The organism is Bradyrhizobium sp. NBAIM01 (genome assembly GCF_020194115.1).
Taxonomy (GTDB): domain Bacteria; phylum Pseudomonadota; class Alphaproteobacteria; order Rhizobiales; family Xanthobacteraceae; genus Bradyrhizobium; species Bradyrhizobium yuanmingense.
On sequence record NZ_JADYVU010000019.1, the window covers coordinates 79393 to 93570 of the forward strand.

The window sequence follows — 14178 nt, forward strand, 5'->3', positions numbered from 1 at the left end:
AAAGTCATCGGCTGTGAGGCTGAACCACCCCATGAGGCTGATCGAACCTGTGGCAGCCTTAGAGAGGTACGCAAATTTGATCGATCTCGACCGGACCATTCATGATTTCGATCGTCGTCCCAGCCCACAATGAGAGTTCTGTGATCGCACGGACGTTGAGGCAATGGGTTGGCAACCCAGCTTCGGACCAGATCCGTGTGGTCGTCGTCTGCAACGGGTGCTCAGACGACACTGCGAACGTCGCCCGGCGTTTCGGCCCAGCCGTCAATGTTGTGGAATCGAACATCGCAAGGAAGACCCACGCACTGAACCTTGGCGATCAAATCGCGGACGGTTTTCCGCGGATTTATGTTGATGCCGATATTTTGATTACCGTTGATGCCATTCTGGCTTTGGCAAGCCGCCTCGATGATGGTGGCGTTTTGGCGGTCGCGCCTACAGCCGACATCAATCTGGCAGGCTGTTCCTGGCTCGTCCGTAAATACTTCGGAATCCGGTCACGGCTGCCATCCTCGCGTGAGGGTATCGGCGGTTCTGGCGTGTATGCCTTATCTGAGGCGGGACGCAAGCGGTTCGGCCAATTTCCAGACATCACCGCTGATGACACCTTTGTTCGACTTCAGTTCAGACCAGAAGAGCGGGAGACACTGCCCCGCGTTAGGTCCATGGTATTCGCCCCACGCACTCTGCTGCAGCTTATCGCCGTCAGAACTCGTGCCTACAGGGGAACATTCGAGCTCGCCCGGCGCTTTCCTGAACTGCGTGTCAACAAAGGACCGGCGAATGGCCGGGCGCTCATTGCGCTGTTCAAGGAACCTCGCTTATGGGCCGGACTATTGATTTATTGTGGGGTCAACATTGCCGCTCGCTGTAAGGCTACCCTGGGTTCCCGACTTGGAGCTCATCGTTGGCAACGCGACGACACTTCCCGTGCGGTACTATCAGATTCAATCAAGTAAGATTCAAATTCGGCTGGCCTGACAGGAAATCGGACGTACCGCGCATATAAATCGCTTGATTTTAAATGGCGGCATGTTAATTTAAATTAAAATATTAAATGCAGGCGCCGAGGACCCGATCCGTTCATGGGAGCTTGCGAGCTTGCAGCGTTCTAGGGAGGCCAGCCCATGCTTCTCAGCCCGGTTTTTCACCGCAAGACGTTGCTCAAGAACAACACGCCGCGGTCACCCGGCACTCGGCCGAAACTGCTGGCGGTCTCTTCGGGTGGGGGCCATTGGGTGCAGCTGTTGCGGATCAAACCCGCCTTCGAGCATTGCGAAGTCACGTTCGTCACCGTCCACGACTCCTATCAAGCCCAGGTGCCCGACCACAAATTCTACCTTGTCAATGATGCTAACCGGTTGACCAAAATCGCGCTGTTGAAGGCGGCGCGCAGAATGGCCTGGATCGTTTGGAATGAAAGGCCGGACATCGTCGTTTCGACGGGTGCCGCTCCGGGATATTTGGCACTACGGTTTGGACAAATGATGGGTGCGCGCACTATCTGGCTCGACAGCATCGCCAACATCGAGCAGCTTTCGATGTCGGGAGACCGTATTGGTCATTGCGCCGACCTCTGGCTGACGCAGTGGCCCCATCTGGCGCGACCTGAGGGACCTCATTACACAGGCGCGGTGCTATGAGTTTCCTGGCGGTCGGAATGCCGTCACAGCTGGACCAGCAGCTCCATGTCTTCGCGCATCGTGATTTCTCGTGACGGCATTGCTTGCATGATTACCTCAAGCTTGGAAGTGGATGATAGTCATGCCTCCTTGAGGGGGACTGGATCGCAGTTGCCCCCGGGCGACCATCTGCGCTGACGCGGTGGTGTCGCGTGACGTTCGGCTACGCGACCGTCGTGTCGTGCGCATCGGCTGCAGGAAGGCAGGTTGGCGCCTGAAGCTGCCCCCGATAGTGGCAGACATCTACATTAGATTGATTTATTATCGTTGGGTTAATTGACTTAATATAATAATCTATGACAAATAAATCGCGACGCCGCATCGCGCTCCAGGAATAGGAATAGTCCTTGATGTCCTTGTCAGGTTTGAAAGCTCAAGATCGTCGGGCCAGTTCTGAGATCGATGTAGCGCCAAGCCCGGGCAGGGGTTGGTCTGGGCGGCTCGCCAGCAGGAGGGCGATAATCCCGTGATTCCGATCGCATTACCGTTGGTTGCTGAGGAGGAGGCCGACGCAGCTCGCGCAGCTGTACTCTCCGGCTGGGTCTCGCAGGGCCCCCAGGTGGCAGCCTTCGAGCGCGATTTTGCGGCCCTGGTCGGTGCGCCTTATGCCTGCGCCGTTTCCAACTGCACAACCGCCCTGCATTTGGCGCTCGTCGCCCTGGAGATTGGGCCTGGCGACGAGGTCATCACGGCGAGCCACTCGTTTATCGCCACGGCCAATTGCATCCGGTATTGCGGCGCGACTCCGGTCTTTGTCGACATTGATCCCGGTACATACAATATCGACCCTAACCGGGTTGCCGAAGCGATCACTCGGCGCACACGCGCGGTGATCGCCGTCCACCAGATGGGTATGCCCTGCGATCTGACAGCCCTCGCCACGCTGGCCGATCGCCAGGGCATCATCTTGATCGAGGATGCGGCCTGCGCAGCCGGCAGCCAGATCCGAGTGGATGGCAGCTGGGAGCGCGTCGGCAAGCCGCATGGGCGGATCGCCTGCTTCTCCTTTCATCCCCGCAAGGTCATCACGACCGGCGAGGGTGGGATGCTCACCACCTCCGATGCGAAGCTCGACCATAAGTTCAGGCTGTTGCGCCAGCATGGCATGAGCGTTCCGGACATCGTGCGGCACGGCTCACAGCAGGTGATCTTCGAGAACTATCTGGTAGTCGGCTACAACTACCGCATGACCGATATACAGGCCGCGGTCGGACGCGAGCAGCTCGAGCGGCTGCCTGCACTGGTGTCTCGACGCCGCGCGATCGCGGCCCGCTATCGAGAAATGCTCGGCAATTTCGGAGGCCTGAGACTGCCGATCGAGCCCGAATGGGCGCGGTCCAACTGGCAGAGCTATTGCGTTGGGCTGCCGGACCGCGTCGACCAGCTCAAGATCATGCAAAGCCTGCTCGATCAGGGCATCGCGACTCGACGCGGCATTATGTGCTCGCACCGGGAAGCGCCCTACGCCAAGGACAAGCACCGCCACGATCTGCGGCACTCCGAGTTCGCGCAGGACAATTCGATTCTGTTGCCAATTTACGCGCAGATGAACGAGGAAGACCAGGAGCGGGTCGCCTGCGCGTTGCGAAGGGAGCTCCAAGCCTCTGCATTGTAATAGGCCGCGTTCCTCAAGGCCCAAGACGCTCTGTGCGTTCTTCATGGCGCGTCATCGAGCAAGTTACGGCTTAGGCTCATCAAAGTGCGGATCCACAATAGGCGAGTTATTCCAAATGCAAAAGCCGCTTGTTAGCTTTGTCGTCCCTTGCTACCGACTGGCTGCTTTCTTGCCAGAATGTGTCGACAGCATCCTCTCGCAGACCTTTGAGGATTTCGAAATCCTCATCATGGATGATTGCTCTCCGGACAACACGGAAGAAGTTGCCAGAACATTCACAGACAGTCGCGTTACCTATGTCAGGAACGAGCAGAACCTGGGAGCGCTCCGGAATTACAACAAGGGAATACTCTTAAGTCGAGGGAAGTACGTTTGGCTTATATCGGCTGATGATCGCTTGCGCCGACCGTACATACTGCAAAGATACGTCGAAACCCTGGAAAATCATCCGGAGGTCGGCCTCGCGTTCTGCCCCGGGGTTAGCCTGAGACGTGGAAAAGAAGGTGCAGTGATAGATTACTCGACCTATGGAGACGTCGATACGATCGTCAGGGGAGAGGAGATCATCAAGCACTCATTGAAAGTAAAAGGAAATGCGATTCTGGCTGCGTCGGTGCTTGTTCGACGTGACTGTTACGAGACACTGAGCCTCTATCCGGTCGACGTGGTATGGGCCGGAATTCCGGTCGATTTCATATGGGGCGGCGATTGGTACATGTGGCTATTGTTCTCCTTGCACTATCACGTGGCATACTTTGCAGAGCCGATGGTGTGTTACCGTGAACATGAACTCAGTATGACAAACGCCATCACTCAAGAGAAGATCGATATCTGCTGGCACTCCGAGTTGGCCGTCATCACGATGATATCGCAGGCTGCCAAGGAGAAAGGCGCCCTGACAGTATATAAGGCTTGCTTGGGTGCGCTCGCCAACTTCTATGCCAAACATTGTGCCTCAAAACCCTATTCGTGGATGGGGCAGACATCCTGGTCCACTATAGATCTTCAGCAGGTGGAAGCGACACTCGATCGCAGCCCTTATACTGAGCAGGAGAAGGCGTGGATCCGTTCACGCATCATGGTGGCGCTGGCTGAGATCTATTATTCAGAGGGCGATTCTGTATCAGCGAGATCATACTATTTGAAGGGATTGAAGCTGAAGCCTTTCATGCTGCCGGTGTTCTTGAAATTGATTGTTCTTTCATTCGGTGGTCCAGGCCGGCAGGTTCGCGAGTTGCTGCGAACCGCTCGAGAGCATTTGGTGCGAGGCTGATTGAAGGATCAGTTTCCGAGTTTAACCGACTCTTTTGCTGTAAGTTCGATGAAGAAGACCCTAGTGATCAGCGACAGGTTTCCTCTGCCTGAGAAGTTTGGCGCTGACATCAGAACCATGAATCTCGCACGATACTTTGCCGGCCTTGGGCCCGTCGATATTGCGTATCTCTCGGATTTGCCCTCCGGCCTGCGACAGATGGCAGGAGCGGGGGGACATCTCGAAAAGGAGGACGTATTCTCCGGGAAGTATTGTTTACAGAAGCTGGAGTACCCTAGAACCTTGCGGGGACGGTTCGGAATGTCGGTCCGTGGCTTTCCGTATCCCGTTAGAGAGTATAGCAAAGCCTCGATGGAGAAGTTGGTCGCGCTAATAGAGTTTGGCGGCTACGATTTTGTGCTGGTGCGATACCTCCGGAATACCGCCGGGTTTTTTGGATTGTCACAGGCGGCGAAAATGAAGGTCATCGTTGATATTGATGACGTCCTGACTCTTTCACTCTATGATACGCTGTTTACCCCGACGAATAATGCCCTGAGGAAACTGTTCCGTGCCATCAACAAGGTGCTCCTGACTTACTATCAAACTCGTTGTGTGACCGCCTTTGGCGCCTGCTTGGTATGTTCCGAGAAGGATAAATTGGATCTGTGGGGTGAAAAGGCCTCTGAAAGTATCTTCGTTGTGCCAAACACGTTGGGGATGAGAGGTCCAGGAAAACTCCCCATGGGGAGCGGGTTCGCCGGCCGACACATTTTGCTGTTTATTGGTGCGCTTCACTATCAGCCTAATGTCAGCGGCTTGCTCTGGTTTTTGGAGAACGTGTATCCGCTCTACAGGAATGTGTACCCCGATGCCGTTCTTTTGGTTGTTGGACGTGACCCATTGCCAGAGGTGATCGAAGCTTGCGCTCGCTCAAAGGGAGTCGAGTTGCATCCCGATGTCCCTGATGTCGTCGAGTACTACAAGGACTGTAGAGCGGTTGTTGTGCCATTGCTCGAGGGTAGCGGGACGCGGTTAAAGGTTTTGGAGGCGGCACTCTTGGAGAGGCCCATTATCTCTACAAGGAAAGGTGTAGAAGGGCTGGATGTCGTCTCTGGCGTTCATTTTTTGGAGTTCAATGATGATCGTAGCTTCTGCGAGGCGTATAGGGCCTTAAGCAACGAAACGGTCTATGACGCTCTTGTGGCGAGCGCTGAAAGCATGGTTCTAGAAAGATATTCAAACAGCGCTCTTTCTGCTTCAATGAGCAAGGTGGTTGCATATATCGATTCAAGGAAGGCCAAAATGTCCTCGCCGAGGTCTCACACCCCCCGCAGGGCAACCTTCCGGTGAAGCTTTCAATTAGCTACGAATTCTCATCCGTCCAGAGCGCCACTGCCCAGGTGCGGGACCGGGAGGACCCCTGCAGTCCGCGCCGCATGTCGCAGGCTTGGCCGATCTCTTAGTCAATCGCTCTCATGCCCTTGCACTTCAAGCGTGACCCTCGGCTTGGACTTACGGTGATCCAGCCCTAGGCAGCGTTCAGCAGGAAAGCTACCTGGTCGCCCTGCTGTTCAATATTCAGCGTTGCCGCCCTCTTGGCAAACTCTCTCATTTCCCGCCGGCTGAACACATCATCTGGTCTGGATGATGCGAGCGGCTTGGAGTTCCTGTACATTTCGCTTCCCCAGAACTGAAATGCAGTCGAGTCGTCGATTGATTGCCTAACACGCAAACCACAGCGCTCCGCCAATGCACTCATTCCCTTGCGAGAGGGTATCACAACGTGGCGCGGCGCATCCAGTTGCACCCAGTTCGGGCCGTACTCTCTCCACGCATGCGAGGATGAAGTTGGGATGCGAACCAGAATGCGGCCACCGGGCGCAAGTAGCCTTCTTGCATTGCTAAGACTTTGGTCCGGCTCGGGCACGTGTTCTAACGAATGATTGAACATGATGAAGTCAAACTCGCCGGACATACTCTGAAGGTCCGATTTTTGAATCGTCACGGCACCTGCTGCTGGTTCGACAATGTAGGGATCGACTCCTGTAAGATTCTTGAACCCTGCCGCAGACATTCTGTAGAGAAGTTTCCCGGACCCGCAGCCTACGTCAAGCACCCGAGAACTGGGATTAATTCCGAAGCATCCGATGACCGCTACGATGGGGTCGTACCTCACAAAGGACGCCACGGCTCCCAATATGCTTTTGGTGCCAAGTGCGTGCGCGTCCCTGACGGCAGTAACACGCGAATTCCGCGAAGGTTTGGAGAATGAGTAATACCCATCGGGGTAAAGGCGACTCTCATCGGCTACGTCCGATAGGCGCTGGATCGTCCCACAATCACTACATTCCTGGTACTCAAACCGCTCTTTTGTGCCAAACATCATCTCAATAAAGACGTGGTGGCGATGTTCGCTGTCTGACAAGCAAGTTTTACAAATCATATCGAGTACCTAGCCACAACGGCGGATCGACTGCCGGCTCAGCGATCGGTGAGGCCGTAGAGGTGCAGTGTCCTCACTATGACGCGAAACTGACGAGCTTGCCGACGCCTTCGGCCTGATCGCTCTGTCCAACCCCTTGATCGGGCCGTCACTTTGCATGCCCCGCCTGTCGTTCTCGCCGGGTTGCGGCCCGCGGGCAATCAAGCGGAACTCCGTTGGCGCCCGGAGGTCGAAGCTTCTTGTATCTGCAATGAATATAATAAACAAACTGCCGGCTGTCCAAATTAAATAGGCAAAGATCGCATGTTTAATTCCGAGAGCTTCCTCTTAAAGTTCAACCGAAGCCGCGTCGCCCGGGATTAGGCTGCGCCGGCGTGGGCTTTGCCGGCCGCACCCCGTAAACGTTGAGCATGGTCGGGGCGCGAGGCCGGTATTTCAGTCGAAGCTCGATGTTATAATATACCAAAACGCCTCCCTTATATTTAAATAGATGGCGATTGAAAATTAAACCAGATTTAATTATGTTGAGGCGCGGAGGAGCCTTCCGAGGGGCTCCGGGTCTGACAGGCGGGATGCCATGCGTCCTGATGCGACACGGAGTTTTATTCTTGAGTGCAGACAAAGCGGTGAGTAGGCGGAATTTCATGTGCTTGCGGACTGCGTCTCCGGCGGAACCCGAGAAAGCCATTCTTGGTTTGCGCGCTGAAGCATTGCAAAAAGTCTGGCCAGCGAACCGGGAGGTCGTGCAGATGGCGCCGGCGTGTCAGGCTCGACTGAGCAGGAGCATTTCGTGATGTCCAAGGCACATCCGCCCAAGGCTGGAGGAAGGGCTGAAGACCCCTTGGTCACGGTCGTGATGTGCGTGTACAACGCTGGTAAATATTTTCGTCCGTCGCTGTTGAGCATAATTAATCAGACATACAGGAACCTGGATATTCTCATTGTCGACGATGGTAGCTCGGACGGTTGCTTCAGCTCAGTTCAGGATTTGCTGGTAGATGAGCGTGTTCGCGTGATCCATCAAGCGAACTCAGGCAAGCCTGTTGCTATCAATCGAGCGCTCGATCGGATCCGCGGCGAGTTTTACGCAATTCAAGACGCGGATGACATCAGCTATCCAACTAGAATCGAAAAGCAGGTTCGTGCGCTGCTCAACAGCCCGCATTTGGCTGCCGTGTTCTGCGGCAACGAGCTCATCATCAACGAGAGATTCATGGCACCCGTGTTTTCGCCGAAAAGCGAGAGCGACTGCCAGTCCGAGATCAGGGCCTTTCAAATGCCGGCTCTCGATCCCACGGGAATGTTTCGAATGTCATTGGTTGGCGATATCCGGTTCGAGCCGTCGTTAATGGTTGCCGAGACCTGCGATTACATATGGAGAGTCGGGGAGGTGCATCCGATGATCGTATTGGGGGAGTGCCTTTATGCCTACCGCATTCTTCCCAATTCCCTCAGCCGACGGGCGCCAACCTGGCGGAAGCAGTTTGAGGTCGATGTCTTCAGGCGAGCATGCGAGCGGCGCGGTTTGCGGTTTGAGCAGGGTTGCGCGGATGCGATGTGCGGCTACAGAGGATCTAACAACAGTTTATTGGACAACAACATCGCCGCCCATTTCATCAAGAGCGTGCTGGATTGGCGTAGGTCGAACCGTCGGTTGTCGGCATTAAAGACGGGTTGGCAATGTGCGTGTTTGCACCCAGCGGATCCGCACTACTACAAAGCGCTGGTTTACGCCTTGATTTCACCTAGCGTAGCGAGCCGCCTGCGTCGTGACTTCCTGGCGACTCCCCTGGAGACGACGAAATGAAGCGCCTCGTAGGGAGGAACCGTCGCTTTGTGGGGCGCCTCGGCTTCGAGCGCGCTGCTTGTTTGCAGAACTTCTCAGATATTTGAGGTACTCGCGTTGACCCGCAAAAGCTTAGAATTGGAATCGGGTTCTCAGCTTACGTATCTGTATGGTCGGCAGCGGAGTCCAGTTGGTCGCGCGGCGGGGGCGCCGCGTTGGGGGACGGAACTGTATCTGAAGCTATTGTTGGTCGCGATTGTCTTGCCCGAAGGGCTGTCTTTCTTCGTCGGCGATTTTCGCCTCTCGGTTGCTCGAGTTCTAATTTTCTGTTCCTTCATCGCCGCGCTACAGCAGCTTGGACAGCGTCTAGGCACGCGAACCGTCGTCTGCGTCCCATCGGATATCTTGGCCCCGCTTACGGGCGTTTGGATGATGTTGGCTGCCACAGTCACTGATGGTCCGGCGGGTTTTAAAGGGGCTGGAATCGAGGCGCTCGAATTTGTGGGCGCATACCTGACGTTCCGGTTTCTTCTCGGGCCGGTCGATAGTTCCGTTCGAATAGCACGGTTCTCCTGCAAGCTGATGATTGTGATCGTCGGCATAGCGCTCCTTGACCCGCTGAGTGATAAACTGTTCACCTATGAGTTCATCAAAGGTATTACCGGCTATGCGAAGCTCAGTTACGATGGACCATTAGCAATCAGGGCTGACACGTTCTATCGGGACGGTGTCGTTCGCGCCATGGGGCCGCTCGAGCATTCGATATTGTTCGGTGCTGTTTGCGTTTGGTTTGGTGTCGTGGCCTTCACTACGTTTAGGCACCAGGTACTCGGCTGGGGTGTGGCGGGCATCGCCCTCATCGGTGTGTGGTTTTCGCAGGCGCGCAGTCCATTGTTGGCCTATTTGATCGGATTTGCGCTGGCGAGTTTCTATGCCGCAAGCCCTCGCTTCGCTGCCCGATGGAAGTTGGTCGGGTTGTGTGTGACCGCGCTACTCCTTGTTGTTTTCACTTTCTCTGGCAGCCCGGTCGCAACCCTTGTGCGCCTCAGCGGAGTAAGCCCGGAGGCGGCATGGGCTCGCCAAGCGATTTGGGACACGGGAGGACCTGTGGTCCTCGGTTCGCCGATCTTCGGAATTGGTTTGAACGGCGACTGGAATTGGCAGTCGCATGGCGCGCTCGTGAGTTCGAGCGTGGATGCCTTTTGGCTTGCCACCGCAATGTCGTATGGAATTCCGGGAAGCGCATTGATCCTTTTGACAATTGCCAGCGCATGCTGGCTTGGCTCGATCGACAAATCGCCTCACCTTACTCCCGAAGAGAGACGGCTGTCAGTGGCGCTCGGAATTGTAATAGCGACGATCGCGTTTCTAGGGTTCATTGTGCACTTTTGGGGCATTTGTTGGATCCTCATCGCTGTGTTTACCGGGATGCGAGCGAACCTCGCGGAGACCGCCATACTGCGCGATAGAGCCGCACCAGCGGCGCAAACGAGGTGCAACCCGATTACCGGAGACATTTGAAGACGGTGGACCGCGAGGTCATTACGCTGGCAGGGATGCCGATCAGGATTTCTCGCTGCGCAGGACTAAAGCATGAAGGTTTCCATTATCATACGAACTTACAATCGTGCGTACATCATCGGAGAAGCGATCGAGAGTGCCTTGAATCAGACGTATGGGAATTTCGAGATAATCGTCGTTGATGATGGATCCAAAGACGGCACGGCCGCAGCGGTGAAAAAGTTTCGAAGCGACAAAGTACGTTACATTCGGCATGATCGCAATCGCGGGGTCAGTGCGGCAGGCAACACGGGTATAAAGGCCGCCAACGGCGATATCATTGCTCATCTGGATTCGGATGACCTGTGGAAGCCGGAGATGCTCAGCAGTCTCGTCGATGTTTTGCGTCGTCATCGTCAGATTGGCGCGGTGTTCTGTGACGTTGAGGTCGACCGTGGCAGATCCACGTCGTCAATTGTCTCAAGCATGCGTGCATTTCCGAAACTGCTCGCATCGCGCTCGCGCTCTGATTTCGATGTCTTTCTCTTCAGCAGCCGTGAGATGTATCTGTGTTTGCTGGAAGAAGTGCCTATCAAGCCGACTGCGGTATTGATCCGGCGCACTGTTCTGGATGAGCTTAGAGGTTATAATGAATCATGGTGTTCGGGCGAGGACTGGGAACTGTACCTGAGAATCTCGAAGCATCATGGATTTGGATACGTCGATCGCAAGCTCGCAGTTATGCGGGTACTCGAGGATTCAACCCTATCGAAATTCCAGGAGGAGGATAAGTCGTCCTTGCTGCAGCTGGCAGTGAGCGAGAAGAAGGGGCTTCGGCGAGATCGCGAAGCACTCGAAGCGGCAAATCGTGCAATCGCTCGGCATTGCAAGGATCTGGGATGGATCTATCTGCACTCGGGAAGACGAATGAAATCGATCTCAACCTACGCTCGCGGATTTGCCGAAACGGGACACGTACCTCTCGTTATGAGAGCCGGCGTGGCTCTTATGCCTCTGTCGCTTACTGCGGGTTTGAAAAAGCTACTTCTATCCAGCGATCGCTCGCTCGCTCCATGAGAGATCTTTCCGGCGAAGTGGTCGATGGTCCCTGTGTGCGTGAATAGAATGACTCAAAACCACATCTCCGACAGGCCGGCGGCACGGCGGATTGCATTCGCCACGATCGGGGATGGGCGCCTGGTCAGGTTCTGGTCCGGTACCCCGTTTCACATGTCGAGATCGCTCGCAGGTGAAGGTCATGAGGTGGTCCATATCGGTCCGTTGAGCGCACCGATACTGCCTTTATACAAGACGTATTCCAGGCTTTGCCGTGCCTTTCGCAGGCGCGGCCGTTCCCCGTTGCATGCGGGGGCGGTCGTTGCACAGTATGCAGCGGACTCAGCGCGTAAAATCCGAGCGGTGTCGCCCGATATCGTCTTCGCGCCGGCCGGCTCTACCTTCGCATGGAGTGTGCCTAACGGCGTTCCGCTCGTCTATGCGTCCGACGCGACCTTTCGGCTCATTGAGAACTACCATCCTAACTATCGAAACTTGTCGCGAGGTGCTCGGGACATCGCTGAACGCGTGGAGCGGGACACGATCGCGCGCGCGGATCTGATCCTCTACCCGTCGGAATGGGCAGCCGAATCTGCCATCAGGGACTACGGTGCCGACCGTAGCCGGGTGCATGTCATTCCTTGGGGCGCCAACCTCGAAGAAGCGCCGGATCGTGCCTCCGTGCTAGGTTGCCGCAAGCCGGGTCCCTGCCGTCTCCTCTTCATCGGCGCCAACTGGGAGGAGAAGGGCGCTGACATCGCGGTCGGCGTCCTCGCTGAACTGAGGAAGAGGGGCATGGAGGCGGAGCTCGTGATCTGCGGATGTACTCCGCCGAAGTCAGTTGCTCAGGATGGCCTGACGATCATCCCTTATCTCGACAAGTGTGATCGCGAACAGCGCAACCGACTGGATCAACTCTATCGGGACGCGGATCTATTTCTGCTGCCGACCCGGGCGGATTGCTATGGAATTGTGTTCTGTGAAGCCGCGGCCTATGGAGTACCGAGCATTGCGCCGGCCACTGGCGGCGTCCCCTGCGCTGTCCGTAAGGGGGAGACGGGCTTGTTGTTGCCCCCGAACGCGACGAAGGCGGACTATGCGGCGGTCATCTTCGAGACCTTTGCTAACCAGGATCGGCTGGCACGCCTGAGACAATCGAGCCGCGCCGCCTTCGAAGCCCGATTGAACTGGCAGGCTTGGGCCCGGCGGGTTTCAGATCTGATAGAAACTCTATGATCGTCTTGAATTATCATGAGCTGGTGGAAGCCTCGCCTTCGAACGCGTGGTGCCTGACTCATGAGGCGTTCGAAGTGCATCTCGCACTTTGCGGGGAAGCGCTGGTCTCGCCCCAGAATTTTCTGGAGCATTGCTCCGATCCGACATCCCACGGCACCGGCGCGGTCCTGTTGACTTTCGACGATGGATTTATTTCGGACTATACGCATGTCTACGCCCGTTACATGACGACCGGTCGTATTCCGGGTTTCATGTCCTTTATCCCGGTAGACTTTGTAGGCTCGCCGGGACGTATGAGTTGGGACATGATCGAGGAGCTTGACAAGGGGGGTGTTGCGATCGGCTCACATGGCATGGCCCACGTCGATTTGACGACTGTGTCGGACGTAGAGCTCGAGCGCGAGCTCGGTGTGTCCAAGTCGATGCTCGAGGATCGCCTCGGTCGACAGGTAGCTCTCTTCGCCTTCCCATATGGACGGTTTTCCCGACGGGTCTGGGAGGCCGCGCTGAGGGCTGGCTACACACACCTCTTTACAATCCAGCTTGGATATCATCGCGGCTTCGAATCTTTTTTGTACTCCCGCCTTTGTATGACGAACAACATGGATGCGGAGTACATGCGCCGCCACTTGCGCGATCCGGATGCGATGCGCGGCGTTTCCTGGAAAATCAGCACAAAGCTCGGGCTCTATCGCCAACTCATGCGCTTGCGGTATCACTAGCGAATTTAGTATTTTGGCGGTTTCAGTGCTGTGCAAAGCCAGGACATTGCCCGTTGAGTCGTCTTGGCCTCGTCGATCACCTCGAATGCTCGTTTTGCCTCCCGCAACACTGCCAATGATCGCCGTGATGCGGTGTAGTTCGAGACGATGATGCAGCCTCCCGGTTTGAGTGATTGCGCGTAACGCTCGAGCGACCGAACGGGGTCGCGCAAATAGAAAAGAGACTCGTTGAAGACGATGACATCGAAACGGCCGTCGGGTTCGTACACGTCGCCGTCAGCCTGAGAAAAGTCAGTGCGATCGTCGTTGTACAGACGGAGCTTCTCGATTGCCACGTCAGAGATGTCCACTCCGACGTAGCGTTCATATCCAAGCTGCTTGAAGCGCTCGAATAGCATGCCGTCTCCGCAGCCGATCTCGAGGTACTCGCCGCCACGTCTAAAAGCGTCCATGAAACCAATGAGTGTCCAGTAGCGAGCTACTTCGCGCTGCATGTAGGTCCAGAGGCCATCGCTGTACTCGGCGTCCCAAGTGGATTTCGCTTTTGGGCTGTCACCGAACCCCTGCGCAGTCTCCCACTCGCTAACGGCACGCCCCAGCGCGTCGCCAAAAGGCAGCCGGGCCAATCCGAAGGCATAGTACGCGGCGCGCACCCGGCGCCATGCGTGGTAGTGAAGTGCTGCAAGCATTCCCAACCTGCCAACGCGTATTCGACGTCAGATAGTTTAATACAGGTGAAGTTATCGACAGATCAAGAGTGTACGGCGGGCGAGAACTGCAGATTTCATAGTACCTGTGAGGTGAGCTTCGCCCGGTCAATTCGCCTGCGCATCTCGGACCTTTGTCCGTGAGCCGCCAAGGAACGATTCCCGCAAATGTCTTG

The 14178-nt window shown here is 55.9% G+C and carries 12 protein-coding genes; 10 read left to right on the forward strand and 2 right to left on the reverse strand.

All coding sequences use genetic code 11. The features are described 5' to 3' along the window. Window positions 1–101: 101 nt before the first annotated feature. From I6F31_RS33375 to I6F31_RS33395, 5 genes are all read left to right on the forward strand, one after another. Window positions 102–959, forward strand: a complete 858-nt coding sequence (locus I6F31_RS33375) for a glycosyltransferase (RefSeq protein ID WP_225147622.1) — start codon at window positions 102–104, stop codon at window positions 957–959. Window positions 960–1127: 168 nt separating this feature from the next. After that, complete coding sequence (locus tag I6F31_RS33380; protein ID WP_225139932.1) at window positions 1128–1643, forward strand: UDP-N-acetylglucosamine--LPS N-acetylglucosamine transferase; 516 nt, start codon at window positions 1128–1130, stop codon at window positions 1641–1643. Window positions 1644–2148: 505 nt separating this feature from the next. Then, window positions 2149–3297 (forward strand): DegT/DnrJ/EryC1/StrS family aminotransferase, encoded by a 1149-nt coding sequence (locus I6F31_RS33385; RefSeq protein WP_225147621.1) that lies wholly within the window; start codon window positions 2149–2151, stop codon window positions 3295–3297. A 115-nt stretch (window positions 3298–3412) separates the two neighbouring features. After that, window positions 3413–4570, forward strand: a complete 1158-nt coding sequence (locus I6F31_RS33390) for a glycosyltransferase family A protein (RefSeq protein ID WP_225114277.1) — start codon at window positions 3413–3415, stop codon at window positions 4568–4570. Between the two features lie 48 nt (window positions 4571–4618). Beyond that, window positions 4619–5902, forward strand: coding sequence for a glycosyltransferase (locus I6F31_RS33395; RefSeq protein WP_225147620.1), 1284 nt, complete (start codon window positions 4619–4621; stop codon window positions 5900–5902). Between the two features lie 178 nt (window positions 5903–6080). On the opposite strand, the gene I6F31_RS36585 is transcribed toward I6F31_RS33395, so the two are convergent. Beyond that, window positions 6081–6995, reverse strand: a complete 915-nt coding sequence (locus tag I6F31_RS36585; protein WP_346656510.1) for a class I SAM-dependent methyltransferase — start codon at window positions 6993–6995, stop codon at window positions 6081–6083. A 793-nt stretch (window positions 6996–7788) separates the two neighbouring features. Here I6F31_RS36585 and I6F31_RS33405 point away from each other — a divergent pair. The 5 genes from I6F31_RS33405 to I6F31_RS33425 all read left to right on the forward strand — a co-directional run bounded on the left by I6F31_RS33405 (window position 7789) and on the right by I6F31_RS33425 (window position 13295). Next, entirely contained in the window at window positions 7789–8802 is a 1014-nt protein-coding gene (locus tag I6F31_RS33405) for a glycosyltransferase family A protein (protein ID WP_225114274.1), read from the forward strand. Between the two features lie 225 nt (window positions 8803–9027). Beyond that, complete coding sequence (locus I6F31_RS33410) at window positions 9028–10302, forward strand: O-antigen ligase family protein (protein WP_225139936.1); 1275 nt, start codon at window positions 9028–9030, stop codon at window positions 10300–10302. Window positions 10303–10374: 72 nt separating this feature from the next. After that, on the forward strand, window positions 10375–11358 hold the full coding sequence (locus tag I6F31_RS33415; protein ID WP_225114272.1) for a glycosyltransferase: 984 nt from the start codon (window positions 10375–10377) through the stop codon (window positions 11356–11358). Between the two features lie 153 nt (window positions 11359–11511). After that, on the forward strand, window positions 11512–12573 hold the full coding sequence (locus I6F31_RS33420) for a glycosyltransferase family 4 protein (RefSeq protein WP_225186826.1): 1062 nt from the start codon (window positions 11512–11514) through the stop codon (window positions 12571–12573). Continuing rightward, window positions 12570–13295 (forward strand): polysaccharide deacetylase family protein, encoded by a 726-nt coding sequence (locus I6F31_RS33425; RefSeq protein ID WP_057029398.1) that lies wholly within the window; start codon window positions 12570–12572, stop codon window positions 13293–13295. The genes I6F31_RS33420 and I6F31_RS33425 overlap by 4 nt, the downstream gene beginning before the upstream one ends. Before the next feature lie 5 nt (window positions 13296–13300). Here I6F31_RS33425 and I6F31_RS33430 read toward each other — a convergent pair whose 3' ends face one another. Next, window positions 13301–13984 (reverse strand): class I SAM-dependent methyltransferase, encoded by a 684-nt coding sequence (locus I6F31_RS33430; protein WP_057029397.1) that lies wholly within the window; start codon window positions 13982–13984, stop codon window positions 13301–13303. Window positions 13985–14178: the final 194 nt, after the last annotated feature.

What these genes read in the sequence shown, in the direction of transcription:
- I6F31_RS33395 (WP_225147620.1), top strand. Translation starts at nt 4,619, where the DNA reads ATGAAGAAGACCCTAGTGATCAGCGACAGGTTTCCTCTGCCTGAGAAG.
- I6F31_RS36585 (WP_346656510.1), bottom strand. Translation starts at nt 6,995, where the DNA reads ATGATTTGTAAAACTTGCTTGTCAGACAGCGAACATCGCCACCACGTC.
- I6F31_RS33375 (WP_225147622.1), top strand. Translation starts at nt 102, where the DNA reads ATGATTTCGATCGTCGTCCCAGCCCACAATGAGAGTTCTGTGATCGCA.
- I6F31_RS33390 (WP_225114277.1), top strand. Translation starts at nt 3,413, where the DNA reads ATGCAAAAGCCGCTTGTTAGCTTTGTCGTCCCTTGCTACCGACTGGCT.
- I6F31_RS33415 (WP_225114272.1), top strand. Translation starts at nt 10,375, where the DNA reads ATGAAGGTTTCCATTATCATACGAACTTACAATCGTGCGTACATCATC.
- I6F31_RS33380 (WP_225139932.1), top strand. Translation starts at nt 1,128, where the DNA reads ATGCTTCTCAGCCCGGTTTTTCACCGCAAGACGTTGCTCAAGAACAAC.
- I6F31_RS33420 (WP_225186826.1), top strand. Translation starts at nt 11,512, where the DNA reads ATGTCGAGATCGCTCGCAGGTGAAGGTCATGAGGTGGTCCATATCGGT.
- I6F31_RS33430 (WP_057029397.1), bottom strand. Translation starts at nt 13,984, where the DNA reads ATGCTTGCAGCACTTCACTACCACGCATGGCGCCGGGTGCGCGCCGCG.
- I6F31_RS33425 (WP_057029398.1), top strand. Translation starts at nt 12,570, where the DNA reads ATGATCGTCTTGAATTATCATGAGCTGGTGGAAGCCTCGCCTTCGAAC.
- I6F31_RS33405 (WP_225114274.1), top strand. Translation starts at nt 7,789, where the DNA reads ATGTCCAAGGCACATCCGCCCAAGGCTGGAGGAAGGGCTGAAGACCCC.